We start from the raw sequence: 13,003 nt of genomic DNA on the forward strand, positions 1-13,003 counted from the left end.
GGGCGGTCAGTGCGTTGGCCGCGGTCACCGCGGCGTGCTGCTGCTGCCAGGTCATGCGGGCGACCGTACAAGATCGAAGTCCTGAACGAGTACCGTTCGAGCGCTTTGCGTGGATGCGGATGCGGTCACTCCGCCGTGACCGAGAAGCGGGCTACGGCCGGCTCGCGCAGCCGTCGAGGACACCAGCCGGCCTCGGCGACGGCGTCCAGCACCTCTGCGGGGCCTCGCCAGCGCACCACTGTGGTGTCGGGATGCCGCGCACGCGCGGTTGCCCGCGCGTATCCGATGCGGCGGGACGTGCCCGGTCAGTCCGGGCGGGCCCGGCCGCCCCGCCGTTCCTCCACCACCGGGCGCGCGAGCAGCCTGTCGATGCTGCGGCGCTCGTGTTTGGTGGGACGTCCCGCGCCACGAGCTCGGACGGCCACCGTCACGGTCTCCTCGCGCGGAGGGGGCGGCGGGCTCTTGTCGACGTAGCACTCGGCGGCCACGGCGGCGCCGACGCGCTTGGTGATGGCACGGGAGACCACCACGATGCGTTCGCGCCCATCGTGCCGCAGCCGGATCTCGTCTCCGACCCGTACGGCGTGCGCAGGCTTGACCCGCACCCCGTTGACCCGGACGTGCCCGCCCCGGCAGGCGTCGGCCGCGATCGAACGGGTCTTGGTGAGCCGTACCGACCAGATCCAGCTGTCCACCCGCACACTCAGCTGCTCACCCACCACCCCGACACTGTACTGAGAACCCCGCACCGCCGACATCCACGCCTTGGCCGGCTTTCAGGCGAACGCGCATCACGGGCCGGGGCGGCTCCTGCGGCCGGCGGCCTCGGCGTAGGCTTCCTTGAACAGTTCGAGGATCTCCTGGTCCACCGGGTTGGTCAGGTAGTTGTTCTGGCGGATCTCGTTCGGGCGCCGTTCGTCCAGACGGGCCAAGGTCAGAGGTGCTTCGGCCGCCAAGACCGAACGCTGCGGGCTGAGGAAGGCTCCTCGGTCGTTCCAGATGGTGAGCATGCCGCGATCCTGACCCGGCAGGCGGAGATTCAGCACCCAACGTCCCTTGCCCACGGTTGTGTAGAGGGTGGCCAATCCCGCGCTCTCCAATTGCTGGGCCCACTCACAGAGGCCGCGGAGGTAATCGCCATGGGTGGGGTCCGCGTCCTCGATACCGGCGATGAACAGAGCTGATCCGGCTGTCGGCTTCGCCTCTCTTCGGGAGGTGGACGGCCGCATAGGCGATCTCATGGTCGCCCGCTCAGGTTCGATCAACTGAGGCACCAGCACCTGGCTGTCCTGCACCTTGTACGCCGAGACGGTTACCAGGTCGATATCGAGCCGCTCGTTGGTGACCGCCTGCAGATAGCCGGCGAGATCGATCAGGTCGGGCGAGGCGGCATCGAGCACCACCACGCACCGGATCCGGCCCTCCTCCAAGGCCGCCCTCATGTTGTCCTGGAAGGCGGCCATATCCACCGAGCCGTCGGCGACTTCCGTCCTGATCGCATCCGCTATGGACGAGCTTCCGCGCTTGGCGAGATGGGGGCGTACGAGTTCCTCGAACGTCTCCGATGACAGTTGGAAGAGGTGTGACGCGTAACCGAGAACCTGAGTGAAGACGGACCTTCGGTCGGAGTTGGCCGCGAGCTTCACCTCGATGATCACGGGCTGACCGGTGTCAGCGTCCATCGCAATCAAATCTGCATACCCGGTGCCGAGAGGGACCTCTCGTCCCAGCACCACTAACCTCGGCTGTCCACGCAGCGGCAGCATGGCAGGGGTCCGCTCGATGCTGTCATGCAGGTCTTTTTCGCGGAGAAACGGCTGTGTGGGGAGGGGGACCAGCCCATCTCCGGTGTCCCGCCAGATTCCTGTCATCGAGGGACCTTTCTCTGGTGATCGGGCGTTAATATCCGCGTCTGGTAGGCATGTCCGAGGCTGCGCCTGTCTGAAGGAGCACAATGGCCGCACATGAGCATCCGCTCACGGATCTCGAACAGCGCCTGTTGGCCATCGCGAACGAGCACGGCTTCATCCTGCTCCGCGAGCCGGTGCAGTACTACTGCGAATTGAAACGCGACCACGTCATCGTCTACCTCGACCGGCAGCGGAGCGCGAGAAACGTCATCGCTGTCTTTTTGCATCCCGAGACCGACCTGTCACGGCTTCCCGCGGAGGCGGGATTAGGGATCCCCGACGCGCCCAAACATTCGGACGGCATGCGCCACTTCCCCAAGAAGGTCAACAAAGGCAAGCGGCCGTCCACCTACGGCTATCCGATCACCTGTGCAGATCTCACATCCTTCGGCCGGCTCCTCGCCTCTCTGACATAGAGCGTTCCTGGGTGTGCCACGGGGGGCCGGCGCTTTCCACGCGTTCCATCGACGGTTCATCGCAACCGTTCATGCCGTGGCGAGCGGCCAGAGTTGCAGTCGGTAGAGGTCGACCTCGACGATGTCGGGGGGAAAGTCCGGCTCCTCGGTGTTGGAGAGAACCCTGTTCAGCACGCGAGCCGACCAGGCGCTGTCACGCTCGCCCGTGTCGAACTCGACGTACTCGTCCCACTCCGCCGCGAAATGCTGAGCGATGCCGATGCGGCCGGTTCGCAGGTCGAGACGCCCTTCCCACAGACGATCCCAGGCAGGGAGCGGGCCCGGCTCGGCGTCCCAGAGTTCGTAGCGGACGTGGATCGGGCCGCCGGGAGGCACGGCGCTGGTGATGTCGACGCCGTTGGGCCCTGCTCCGATCCTGGGGAGCGCCCACCCTCCCAAGTCCTGTCCTGGGCGCGGACTGCCTGTGGGCATGCCGTTCTCCACCTCGGTGACGAGAAAGTCGGAGCCCTGATGAATGCGCAGGCTGTCGTGAGCGCTCCCGCGGAGGACTGCCATGAGGATCCGCCTTTCCTGCCTTGGGGGAGAGGCCCCGGCGTGGACGTCGGGTCAGGTCTTCTCCTGGAGGGTGACGTTGACCTCGCGCGCCTGGCCGTCCCTCAGGTAGGTGATTTTGAGCTGCTGGCCCGGCTTGGCGCCCCTGACCTGTCCGACGACGGTCTCGCCCGCGTCGACCGGGGTGCTGCCGATCTTCGTGATCAGGTCGCCCTGCTTCAGTCCGGCCTTCTCCGCCGGGCTTCCCGCGATGACCTGGCTGATCAGGGCGCCGGGCACGTCGCCGGTCGCGTCGGTGACGCTCACCCCGAGGACCGCGTGGCGGACCTTGCCGGTGGCGATGAGCTGGTCGGAGACGTGCTTGGCGGTGTTGACCGGGATGGCGAAGCCCACACCGCCGCCGGCGGCGTTCGAGGCGATGGCGGTGTTGATGCCGACCAGCTCGCCCTTCGCGTTGACCAGCGCGCCGCCGGAGTTGCCGGGGTTGATCGAGGCGTCGGTCTGGATGGCGCCGCCGATCGTCGTGCCGGCGCTTTGGGGGCTCTGCTCCTGTCCCCAGCCGGGCGGGACCTGCTGCCGCTGGTCAGGGCCGGTGGTGAGGGTACGGTCAAGCGCGCTGACGATCCCCGCCGTCACGGATCCGTCCAGGCCGAGGGGGCTGCCGATGGCCAGTACGGCTTCGCCGACCTTGAGCGTGTCGCTGTCGCCGAGCGTCGCCTTGGTCAGCCCGGACACGTCCGCGGCCCTGATGACGGCCAGGTCGGTGGCCGGATCGATGCCGACGACGCTTGCCTTGGCCGTCTTGCCGTCGCTGAACTTCACGCTCATCTGCCCGCCGCCCTGGCTCGCGCCCTCGACCACGTGGTTGTTGGTGAGGATGAGGCCGTCCGACGACAGCACGACGCCCGAGCCCTCGCCGCTCTGCCCCTGGATCATCACGACGGTCGGCTGAACCCTGGCCGCCACGTCCGACACGGTGAGCGATCCGGAGGCCGGCTTGAGGACGGGGCTGGGCACGTGGCTGGCGGTGGCGACGGGCGCGGGCCGGAAGGAGGTCGCCGCGACGGCGCCGGCCACCCCGCCGACGATCGCCATCGCCGCCAGCGCGAGCCCGGCCACCGCCTTCTGGCCGGCGGTGAACCGCGCCTTCAAGGTCGGCGCCGGCGGAGGCGGGGGCGGCGGCTGCTCCGTGACGATCGGGTCGCGGCGGGGGAAGCCTCCGGCGGTCGGCGGCGTGGTGCCGAACTGGCTCCACCCGCCGTTTCCCTGCGTTCCAGGGTCCTGCTCGTGAGGCTCGTGCGCGTTCATCTGTCATCTCCCTCAAGTTCTGCTGCCTCACGGTGCCAACTCCGGCGTAAGACCCGGCTAAGCCCTTGATCCGGAACCGGGCCCGCTGCTCATGGCGGCCTTATCGATCCAGGTCGGGGCGGGTGTGGCTGCCAGAAAACCATTTTTTACGCGCTGTCGAACCACGCTGCCCGAACCGGCGTACGAGAGGTCGTCTCAAGGGCGCGGGGTCGGGAGCGCGTCGCCGAGGGAGGTGAGCAGGAGGTGGCGCTGCAGCAGGGTGAGCTCGCCGACCTGCCGCAGCCCGGCGCCGCCCTCGGGCTGCCGTTCTCGCCTCGTCCTGGCCGACCGGGCCGGACGGTCCCTGGACGAGGTCCAGGTGATCAAGGTGAGCAGTCGCAACCACACCGACAAGGACGACGACGTCACCCTAGGCCGGTCGCCGTCGCCGTCCTGGCGAGCGGTTTCGCCCTGAACCGCCGGCTACCAGCCGACCTCGTCGCAGCCGGTGTGGCCGTCCGGCTCCACCTGCAGAGTCGCGTGCGCGACGCCGTGACGGGTGCGCAGCAGGTCCCGGGCCTGATCGAGGACGGCGTGGTTGTCGCTCTGGTCGCCCGTGACGAGGTGGGCGGTGGCGACGTGCATGCCGGAGGTCAGCGTCCACAGGTGCAGGTCGTGCACGTCGCGCACGCCCTCGATGGCCGCCAGGTCGGCCGCCACGACGGAGGCGTCCATGCCCTCGGGCACGTGCTGGCCGAGCACCGCGAACACCTGCCGGCCGAGCGAGATCGCACGCACGGCGACGAACACCCCGATGGCCAGCGCGATGACCGTGTCCCAGAACGTCTGGCCGGTCGCCGTGATCAGCCACCCCGCCGCGATGACGCCGACCGACCCCGCCGTGTCGGCCACCACCTCCAGGTACGCGCCCTTGACATTCAGGCTCTCACTGGCTCCGGACCGCAGCAGGACCAGGGCGATCAGGTTGACCACCAGCCCGAGCGCGCCCACCACGAGCATCGGCCCGGAGGACACCTCGGCCGGCCCGCCGATCCTGCCGATCGCCTCGGCGACCACGTAGACGGCGACGCCCAGCATGAGGATCACGGCCAGCAGCGAGGCGAACACCTCGGCCCGGTAGGAGCCGTAGCTGCGCCGGCCGGTGGTGTCGGGGCGGGCGGCGATCCTGGTGGCGACCAGCGCCGCGCCGAGCGTGACGACGTCGGCGGCCATGTGCCCGGCGTCCGACATCAGGGCCAGCGACCCCGAGATCAGCCCGTAGACCAGCTCGACCAGGAAGAACCCACCGATCAGGACGAACGACACCGCCAGCCGCCAGCGGTGCCGGGCCCCCGCGTGCCCGTGCCCGTGACCCACGCCCATCAGCGCTCGCCCTCCCGCTCCGGGTGGATGGCCTCGGTGTGCTCGGTGTGGGCCAGCGCCAGGTCCAGCAGCATCCGTACGTGCGGATCCTCCAGCCGGTAGTACGCCATCCGGCCCGAACGGCGGGCGGCCACGATGCGATGGGCGCGCAGCAGGCGCAGCGCGTGGGAGACCGCCGACTCGCTCTGCCCGGTCACCGCCGCCAGGTCGCACACGCACAGCTCGCCGTCCAGCAGGGCGACCAGCAGCTTCAGCCGGTTGGGGTCGGACAGCAGGCCGAAGATGTCCGCCGTGTCGGTCAGGTCCTCGGCAGCGGGCATCCGCTCGCACACCGCGGACACCCGGTCGGCGTCCACCACCTTGACGGCGCAGCCGTCCACCATCAACACATTCTCAGCTGAAGAACTGTTCATATGTGTATTCTGTCGCCTATGCGATGAATGTCAACAACGACAACCACCTCGTACCGCAGCTGCGCCGGGGGGCGCACTCCAAGATCCGATGGCGGGTGGCGTCGCTACGACATGACGTTCTGTCACGCACGTGGCGTCCTGAGTCGCTGCGTCGGTCGTACCGCGAAGGTCCCGGGGAGATGCGTCAGGAATGCATGCTGACCTGCGGCATTCGGACGACCCGGACTGACCGCGGCAGGACCCGGCGGCCGAGGCCCTGGCGTGTGTCACCCGGCGTGGGCGCCCGCGGCGATCACGGCGTCGGTGAGGGCGGCGGCGTAGGCGTCGGTGAGCTTGCCGGGGTCGAACAAGAGCGCGTACCACATCGGCCCGAAGACCAGATCGATGAGCAGATCGTCATCGGGGTGAGTGAGCTGCCCGCGTTCGCGCGCGCGGGTGAGGATCCGGCGGACCGCCTGGCGGCGCGCCGCGATCAGCTCGCTGCTCACGCGCTGGGCGAAGGCGGGATCCTGCAACGCCTCGGCGGCCAGGGCCTGGTTGAGTGCGCCGGCCACCCCGCGCTGTCCGGCGAAGGTGGCCTCCAGCAGGGCCAGCAGGTCCTCGCGCAGGTCGCCGGTGTCGGGGGTGGGCAGCCGGGTACGGGCGTAGACCGTCAGCACGTCCAAGATCACCTCGCCCTTGCCCGGGTAACGGCGGTAGACCGCCTGTTTGGACACACCGCTGCGGGCGGCGATGGCCTCCATGCTCACCCCTCGGTAGCCCTGCTCGGTGATCAGGTCCAGGGCGGCCTGACGGATGGCGTCGTCGACGGCGGGGTCGCGGGGTCGTCCGGTCATGGTGCGCAGTCTATTTGACATACGCACCGGTCCGTATTTAAATGTCAATACGCAACGTACCGTATTGAAAGGAGGGGGCATGCGCCCCCGCTCCTCCACCCCCGCACTGCTGACGCTGGCGTTGGGCTACTTCGCGCTGGGGACCGCCTCCCTGGCGGTCGTCGGCCTCAGCGGCCCGATCGCTGTGGACCTGAAGGTGCCCGCCGCCACCGTCGGCACCCTGATCACCGTCTTCGCGCTGGTGTTCGCCCTGGCCGCCCCCGTCGCCGCGATCGTGCTGGGTCGCCTGGACCGCCGCACCGTGCTGCTGGTGGGCCTGGCGCTGATGGCGCTGGGCGGCGCCGCAGCCGCGATGGCGCCCAACTTCACCGCCCTGGCCGCCGCGCGGGTGGCCGCCGGGCTGGGCGCGGCGATCTTCGGACCGGCCGCCTCGGCCACCGGCTCGATGATCGTTCCCGCCGAGCAGCGGCCCCGCGCGCTGGCGGTGGTGTTCGGCGGGATGACCGCCGCCACCGTGCTGGGCGTGCCGCTGGCCTCTGCCGCGGGCGCCGCGATCGGCTGGCGCGCCACCATGGCCGCCGTGGTCGCCCTGACCCTGGTGGCCGGCGGGTTGCTGGCGGTGCTGCTGCCACCGGTGGCACCGGGCCCGCCCCCCACCGGTCGTGCCTTTGCCGCCGCGCTGCGAACCCGGGGCGCCACCCTCATGATCGCCACCACGCTGCTGGTGCTGACGGCCCAATTCACCGTCTACGGCGTCGCCGGGGCCTACCTGGCCGCCCGGTTCGGCGCGGGCCCGGGGCTGGTGTCGCTGACGCTGCTGGTGTTCGGCGTGCTGGGCATGGCCGGCAACGCCGCAGGTTCCCGCGTCTACGCCCGCCTGGGCGGCGGCCGCACCATCGCCGTCGCGCTGGCCGGGCTGACCCTGGCCTTCCTGGGCCTGGCCGGTGCACCCGCCGTACCGGCGGCCGGGGTCGCGGTGTTCGCCTTCTGGGCCGTCTTCAACACCTTGTTCATGGCCCCGCAACAGGCCCGGCTGGTGGAACTGCTGCCCGAACAGCGTGGGATCCTGCTGGCGCTCAACGCCTCGGCCCTGTACCTGGGCATGAGCCTGGGCAGCCTGCTGGGCGCCGGACTGCTGCCCGCCCTGGGCGGCCACTGGCTCCCGGCCCTGGCGCTACTGCCGCTGGCCGCGGCCGTCACCGCCCACGCCGCCTCCACCCGTCCGCGCCCGACCCGCCCGGCCACCCTGGTCTCCGCGGCCGCTCCGGCCCACCGCTGACCTGATCTTCCTTTCCGGCCTTCCTTTGTTCGTCACCTCAACCTCACAGGAGAACCCCATGTCCCAGCCGGCAGCCCAGCTCGTGCGCGACTACTTCGAGCAGATCTGGAACCAGGGCCGCACCCAGCTGGCCGACCGGTTCCTCGCCGCGGACCTGATCCAGCACAACCCCAACCTGCCCGATGGCCGCCGTCCGCTGACCGAGTTCATCGACGGGATGCGCGCCCAGCTCCCCGACGCCCGCTTCGAGATCCGCCGCATGGCCGTCGACGGCGACCTGGTGTTCACCCACAGCCTGTTCACCGCCCAACCCGGTCACCCCGGCATCGCGGTGGTGGACATCTTCCGCATCTCCGACGGCCTGATCGCCGAACACTGGGACCTGCGCGAGGACGTCCCCGCCACCACCGTCAGCGGCCACCCGATCGTCTGACCCCGACCAGCACCAGCACCCGGACCGAACGTCGAGGTCGATTCCCGTGACCACCTCCACCACCCGCCCACTGCACGACCAGACCATCCTGATCACCGGCGCCACCGACGGCCTGGGCCGCGCCCTGGCCCACCGCCTGGCCGCCGAGGGCGCCACCCTGATCCTGCACGGCCGCAACCCGGCCAAGGGCCGGCAACTGCTGACCGACCTACGCGACCGAACCGGCAACGACCGGCTCACCTTCGAGCATGCCGACTTCGCTCACCTGGACCAGATCCACTCCCTGGCCGACCGCCTGGCCACCCGCGACCGGCTGGACGTGTTGGTCAACAACGCCGGCATCGGCGTGGAGACCGCCCCCCAACGCAGCGCCGACGGCCTGGAGCTGACCTTCCAGGTCGACTACCTGGCCACCTACATGCTCAGCAGCCTGCTCACCCCGCTCCTGGCCCGCACCGCCGACACAGGCGGGGGCCCGGCGCGGATCGTCAACGTCAGCTCCGCCGGACAGGCCCCCCTGGACTTCGACAACGTGCTGCTGGAGCACCACTGGGACGGCGTGCAAGCCTACTGCCAGGCCAAACTCGCCCAGATCATGCTCACCCTCGACCACGCCGAACTACTGCGCGACCACGGCGTCACCGTCAATGCCCTGCATCCTGCTTCCTACATGCCCACCAAGATCGTCACCCACCTGTTCACCGTGCAAAGCACCCTGGACGAAGGCGTCACCCACACCGCCCGCCTGATCACCGACCCCGCCCTGGACAACGTCACCGGCACCTATTTCAACCGCTCCCGCCCCGCCCGCGCTCACCACCAGGCGTACGACACCGACGCCCGCACCCGTCTGCGGGAGATCAGCCGGCAACTCACCGGCGTGCCCTTCCCCGCCGCACCTCTCCGGGCCGCCGAGAACTCCCGCCGCCGGCCGGGACGGTGACCCTGGAGGGATGGGAGGCTCGAATGGTGCGTACCTGGTTCGAGCCCGAAGAGGCCGAGGAGTTCGAGGCCGCCAAGGACCTGCTGATCCGGCGGTGTGTCACGTGGGCGGAGGAGCACGGGCATCCGGTCGATGACCTGCTGCTCTCCGCAGCCGTCGACGCGCGACACGAGAGCCGTGACGGCCGGCTGGCGTACTGGGATGGTGCGAGCATCAGGTTCTTCCTGCTGCGATACGTGCCGTGCAAGGTGACGGCCGGGCGGGAGGAGCTCGACCTCGCTCCGGAGGTGCTGTGCACGTACCTGCGCTATCTCGACGTCACCGGCCTTCGCGACCCGCGCGGCGTCACGTTCGCGGATGCGCGGGAGATCATCGCCGACGTGCGGGCGGAGTACGCGGCCGCGCTTGACGATCCTACGCTGCGGGGGGTGGCGACGTTCTGGGCGCACACGGCTCTCGGCCAGGGCGTCGATCTCACCGTTCCTGGGGCGTTCGAGCGGTTCAAGCGCGATCTCGACGCCGGTCGCGTTCCGCACGACGAGCAGGTGCTGGACAAGATCCTGCAGAACCGCCTCGTGAACGGCGACATCGGTGAGGAACGGGCCTTCCCCCAGCTGCCCGTGTACCTGCCCCCCGCGTCCGAGCTGATGGAGGCCGCCGCGCGCAGTCGGACCGTCCAGCGTCTCATCACCCTGGCCGATTGGGTGGGCAAGGACGGCCGCGCCCTCACCGACGCGGGCAACCTCCACATCGCCGACGCTCTTGAGGTGTCGGCTCTGCTGGGGACCGGCGAGGACCGGCTGGGCGTCCGCGGCGCCGCCGATCTGCCGCAACTCAACCTGCTGCTCGCCTGGGCCAAGAAGCTGCGCCTGACCCGCACCAGCAAGGGCCGGCTCCTCCGCGTGGCCAAGGCCGCACCCTTGCTGGGCGACCCGGAGACGCTGTGGCGGCGCGCGTTCGAGGTGCTGCCGGAGCTCGGCCGGGTGGTCACCGTGCCCGTCGAGACATGGCGATCCCAGCCTGTCCTGGCAGAGATCTTCGACGAGATCCTGCCGGACGTGCTCAACTCCATGTACGGGCTGGACGAGATGCCGGTGGTCCGGCTCGAAGAGACGGTGTGGCTGGCCTGCCAGGAGTACTTCGATCTCGACCAGGAGGAAGAGCGCCTGCGCGATCTCTGGCGCCGCGAGTCCGCCCGGGACCTGGGGCGCATGTTCGAGGTCCTGTCCGACCTCGGGGCCGTGGAGCTCACCCGCGGCCCCGCCGACCCCCTCTACGTGAGCGACCTCGACCACGACGACCAGCCCCTGCCGCCGGACGCGGTCGAACGCCTGCGCGCCGCCCTCGCCGAGCCCGGCCTCCCGCTGGTCCGCCTCACCCCGCTCGGCGTGCGCGGCGTCCGCGACCGCCTCCTCGCCGAGGGCCGCGACGCGCCCCTCGTCGGCGAACTGGCCACCGCTCCACCTGCCGAGCTGCTCGGGGTGGTCGCCCAGCACTATCCGCCGGAGGACGCCGTCGCGGAGCTCCAGGGATGGCTGGCCCGCCCGGGGCAGGACCTTGAGATGTTGCTGCAGGCGGTGCGGGACTGCCCGTTCCGTACGCGGGTGGGGGCGATGCTGCGCGTTCTGGCCGACCTCCTTCCCGAAGGGCGGCTTTTCCATGACCTACGTCACGACCCGGTCCTCGGACCCGCCGTGTGGACGCAGCTCATCGATGCCGGGAAGATGCAGCCCGAGGCGCTGAGTGAGCGGGAGAACCTGCTGCTGGGTGCGGAGAACTTCCTGTCAGTGCTGGAGCTCGCGGGGCCTGAGGGGCTGGTGGACCAGCTCAAGAGGATGGGAGGCGGGGACGCGTACGAGTTCGTGAAGGCGGTCCTGGCGTCGGGGCACCCCGATGTCGTGGGATTGCGGGAGCTGCGCGAGCTGGTGGCCGAGCCGCTCCGCAGGACCGCCCGCCGTCGCCTCCGCCTCGTCCCCACCCGGCCGCCGGGAGCTCGGGGCCGCCGGAGGAAGCGCTAGTTAGCGCGGTGACGTGTGTTTCGTGCACCAGTCCCTGTACTACCCGGTCATCGACGCCGGCCAGGACACCGACAGCTACCGGGAGTTCGCCGACGGACCGTACCTGACGGCCAAGGCGATGGCCTGGTTCTGGGACGCCTACACCCCGGATCCCGCTCAGCGCGCCGAGATCACCGCGTCGCCGCTGCGCGCCTCCCTGGTTGTCGACTACGTGCTGAACGCCGCTGTGGAGGGCGCTGCTGCTGGCGGCGGCCATCTAGGACGAGGCCCTGCAGTTCTCGTCATCGTCGCCGCGCTGCTGCCGATCACCCTCATCGGGCTGCACCGCGTCGGTGGTGTCAACGCACTGATCGACAGGGTGCCGACGGCCTTCGCCGGCGGCGTCGAGCGGCTCGACTCCTGACGGGGCACCGAGCTGACGGGATTCCGTAGCTCGGTGCTGTCAGACGTCGGCATCGTGTCCGGCCTGGGCTTCGTAACCCTGCCCGCCTGGTGACGTCGTGCTCGTACGTCCGTTGTGGTCCTCGGCGGGCCGCGCCGCCCGTCAACTGGCCGCGGAAATCACCGCCCAGCTCTGGTGTCGTGGCGGGAACGTTCACCTGCTTCGCCGTCCTGGCTTTCCACCTGGTGCCCTGCTTCCTCAAGGACGGCGATGGCCTGCTGCTTCCTCGGCGCGGGAACCAGAACCAGGTCGGCATGGAAAGTCGAGGCTACGAAAACCGGGATCGCCGCCTCCGCCAGCGGCTTGACGAGCGCGGACAGCATTCCGGGAATGTCCAGGCCATGTGCTGTGGCACCTCCGTAGAAGCCGATCCACTGCTCCGCCGCGTCCACACCGCTGGCCTCACGGACCACGGTCAGCCCTTCCGGAGCGCGGACGAGCACCAGCCAATCGTCCTCGGGCAACCCGTCATGCGGCAGATGCTCGACGGCGAATGCGGGAGACATGATGCGCAGACGCTGGGCGGTGGATGCGTTCATGGGCATGTGTCTACCAGGCGCCCATCTGGTCGCACGCTCCGCCCGCCCGCCGCCGACAAAGAGTGCAGAACCGGGGCACCTCTCCGCTCCCAGCACCAGGCACCCGCACACCGGCCTTACGCTGTTGCCGGTCAGGTGGCGAGGGTGTCGCATGTGCCCATCGCCAGGAGGAAGGCGCCGATCCAGATGCCGAGTCCGCGTTCGAAGGGCCAGTGATCCCTGCTCGTGATCCGGTGGACAAGCTCAGCCATGGCCGCCCTGACCGTCCACAGGACAAGAGCTGAAGTTGCCGTCCAGCGGGGGATGAACGGATCGGTGGAGGTAAGGCTGAGCATCAGCATGTAGCTGCCGAAGCCCCCCAGGCCACGGCTGCGGCAGCCCATGACTGCCGTGCCCAGGAAGCCGGCGCCACTGCTCTGCGATGCGGTCAGATCGAGTGGCACAGCTGGCCCTGCCGTTCGAGCACTGTCTGATCATTCCCTGGCCCGCACCATATGCGCTGGAGCCGGCCGTCAAGCACACCGACGCCATCGGTCGGTCACCAGTGCCGCA

The 13,003-nt window shown here is 69.9% G+C and carries 16 protein-coding genes; 6 read left to right on the plus strand and 10 right to left on the minus strand.

From position 1 onward, the window contains the following. Positions 1–305: 305 nt before the first annotated feature. Positions 306–758: an RNA-binding S4 domain-containing protein gene (locus ACFYYW_RS42560; protein WP_387658523.1), complete on the minus strand. Its 453-nt coding sequence runs from the start codon at positions 756–758 to the stop codon at positions 306–308. Positions 759–791: 33 nt separating this feature from the next. Further along, positions 792–1,871, minus strand: coding sequence for a hypothetical protein (locus ACFYYW_RS42565; RefSeq protein ID WP_387658526.1), 1,080 nt, complete (start codon positions 1,869–1,871; stop codon positions 792–794). 83 nt (positions 1,872–1,954) lie between these two features. Between ACFYYW_RS42565 and ACFYYW_RS42570 the strand changes: the two genes are divergently transcribed. After that, on the plus strand, positions 1,955–2,326 hold the full coding sequence (locus ACFYYW_RS42570; RefSeq protein ID WP_387658529.1) for a hypothetical protein: 372 nt from the start codon (positions 1,955–1,957) through the stop codon (positions 2,324–2,326). A gap of 69 nt (positions 2,327–2,395) precedes the next feature. Here ACFYYW_RS42570 and ACFYYW_RS42575 read toward each other — a convergent pair whose 3' ends face one another. The 6 genes from ACFYYW_RS42575 to ACFYYW_RS42600 form a co-directional block, all read right to left on the minus strand. Next, positions 2,396–2,881: a hypothetical protein gene (locus ACFYYW_RS42575; RefSeq protein WP_387658532.1), complete on the minus strand. Its 486-nt coding sequence runs from the start codon at positions 2,879–2,881 to the stop codon at positions 2,396–2,398. Between the two features lie 51 nt (positions 2,882–2,932). Further along, a complete protein-coding gene (locus ACFYYW_RS42580; RefSeq protein ID WP_387658535.1) occupies positions 2,933–4,186 on the minus strand; it encodes a S1C family serine protease in 1,254 nt (417 codons plus the stop codon). Between the two features lie 195 nt (positions 4,187–4,381). Continuing rightward, positions 4,382–4,594, minus strand: coding sequence for a hypothetical protein (locus ACFYYW_RS42585; protein ID WP_387658538.1), 213 nt, complete (start codon positions 4,592–4,594; stop codon positions 4,382–4,384). A gap of 54 nt (positions 4,595–4,648) precedes the next feature. Continuing rightward, a complete protein-coding gene (locus ACFYYW_RS42590) occupies positions 4,649–5,548 on the minus strand; it encodes a cation diffusion facilitator family transporter (RefSeq protein ID WP_387658541.1) in 900 nt (299 codons plus the stop codon). Further along, entirely contained in the window at positions 5,548–5,931 is a 384-nt protein-coding gene (locus tag ACFYYW_RS42595) for a metalloregulator ArsR/SmtB family transcription factor (protein ID WP_352361466.1), read from the minus strand. Before ACFYYW_RS42595 ends, ACFYYW_RS42590 begins: the two co-directional genes overlap by 1 nt. 296 nt (positions 5,932–6,227) lie before the next feature. Beyond that, the gene (locus ACFYYW_RS42600; RefSeq protein ID WP_387658546.1) at positions 6,228–6,797 is read right to left on the minus strand and encodes a TetR/AcrR family transcriptional regulator; all 570 of its coding nucleotides are present in this window, start codon (positions 6,795–6,797) and stop codon (positions 6,228–6,230) included. 79 nt (positions 6,798–6,876) lie between these two features. Between ACFYYW_RS42600 and ACFYYW_RS42605 the strand changes: the two genes are divergently transcribed. From ACFYYW_RS42605 to ACFYYW_RS42625, 5 genes are read left to right on the plus strand one after another with little or no spacing between them, the layout of a single operon-like run. Beyond that, positions 6,877–8,076 (plus strand): MFS transporter, encoded by a 1,200-nt coding sequence (locus tag ACFYYW_RS42605; protein WP_387658549.1) that lies wholly within the window; start codon positions 6,877–6,879, stop codon positions 8,074–8,076. A 58-nt stretch (positions 8,077–8,134) separates the two neighbouring features. Further along, complete coding sequence (locus tag ACFYYW_RS42610) at positions 8,135–8,509, plus strand: nuclear transport factor 2 family protein (protein WP_364420934.1); 375 nt, start codon at positions 8,135–8,137, stop codon at positions 8,507–8,509. A 46-nt stretch (positions 8,510–8,555) separates the two neighbouring features. Further along, positions 8,556–9,452 carry an SDR family NAD(P)-dependent oxidoreductase gene (locus ACFYYW_RS42615; protein ID WP_387658553.1) on the plus strand — a complete coding sequence of 299 codons (897 nt, stop codon included), beginning with the start codon at positions 8,556–8,558 and terminating at the stop codon, positions 9,450–9,452. 23 nt (positions 9,453–9,475) lie between these two features. Next, a complete protein-coding gene (locus ACFYYW_RS42620) occupies positions 9,476–11,470 on the plus strand; it encodes a hypothetical protein (protein ID WP_387658557.1) in 1,995 nt (664 codons plus the stop codon). 22 nt (positions 11,471–11,492) lie between these two features. Beyond that, positions 11,493–11,873 (plus strand): alpha/beta hydrolase fold domain-containing protein, encoded by a 381-nt coding sequence (locus ACFYYW_RS42625; RefSeq protein ID WP_387658560.1) that lies wholly within the window; start codon positions 11,493–11,495, stop codon positions 11,871–11,873. A gap of 158 nt (positions 11,874–12,031) precedes the next feature. Here ACFYYW_RS42625 and ACFYYW_RS42630 read toward each other — a convergent pair whose 3' ends face one another. Together ACFYYW_RS42630 and ACFYYW_RS42635 are read right to left on the minus strand one after the other, a co-directional pair. After that, positions 12,032–12,451, minus strand: a complete 420-nt coding sequence (locus tag ACFYYW_RS42630; RefSeq protein WP_387658563.1) for an ACT domain-containing protein — start codon at positions 12,449–12,451, stop codon at positions 12,032–12,034. 131 nt (positions 12,452–12,582) lie between these two features. After that, positions 12,583–12,894, minus strand: a complete 312-nt coding sequence (locus ACFYYW_RS42635; RefSeq protein WP_387658565.1) for a hypothetical protein — start codon at positions 12,892–12,894, stop codon at positions 12,583–12,585. Between the last annotated feature and the right edge of the window lie 109 nt (positions 12,895–13,003).

Origin of the sequence: Nonomuraea sp. NPDC001831 (genome assembly GCF_042892035.1) — a bacterium.
In the GTDB taxonomy this organism is placed as follows: domain Bacteria; phylum Actinomycetota; class Actinomycetes; order Streptosporangiales; family Streptosporangiaceae; genus Nonomuraea.

Coding starts and splice junctions, on each gene's coding strand:
- ACFYYW_RS42560 (WP_387658523.1), bottom strand. CDS start 758: ATGTCGGCGGTGCGGGGTTCTCAGTACAGTGTCGGGGTGGTGGGTGAG.
- ACFYYW_RS42565 (WP_387658526.1), bottom strand. CDS start 1,871: ATGACAGGAATCTGGCGGGACACCGGAGATGGGCTGGTCCCCCTCCCC.
- ACFYYW_RS42570 (WP_387658529.1), top strand. CDS start 1,955: ATGGCCGCACATGAGCATCCGCTCACGGATCTCGAACAGCGCCTGTTG.
- ACFYYW_RS42575 (WP_387658532.1), bottom strand. CDS start 2,881: ATGGCAGTCCTCCGCGGGAGCGCTCACGACAGCCTGCGCATTCATCAG.
- ACFYYW_RS42580 (WP_387658535.1), bottom strand. CDS start 4,186: ATGAACGCGCACGAGCCTCACGAGCAGGACCCTGGAACGCAGGGAAAC.
- ACFYYW_RS42590 (WP_387658541.1), bottom strand. CDS start 5,548: ATGGGCGTGGGTCACGGGCACGGGCACGCGGGGGCCCGGCACCGCTGG.
- ACFYYW_RS42595 (WP_352361466.1), bottom strand. CDS start 5,931: ATGGTGGACGGCTGCGCCGTCAAGGTGGTGGACGCCGACCGGGTGTCC.
- ACFYYW_RS42600 (WP_387658546.1), bottom strand. CDS start 6,797: ATGACCGGACGACCCCGCGACCCCGCCGTCGACGACGCCATCCGTCAG.
- ACFYYW_RS42605 (WP_387658549.1), top strand. CDS start 6,877: ATGCGCCCCCGCTCCTCCACCCCCGCACTGCTGACGCTGGCGTTGGGC.
- ACFYYW_RS42610 (WP_364420934.1), top strand. CDS start 8,135: ATGTCCCAGCCGGCAGCCCAGCTCGTGCGCGACTACTTCGAGCAGATC.
- ACFYYW_RS42620 (WP_387658557.1), top strand. CDS start 9,476: ATGGTGCGTACCTGGTTCGAGCCCGAAGAGGCCGAGGAGTTCGAGGCC.
- ACFYYW_RS42630 (WP_387658563.1), bottom strand. CDS start 12,451: ATGAACGCATCCACCGCCCAGCGTCTGCGCATCATGTCTCCCGCATTC.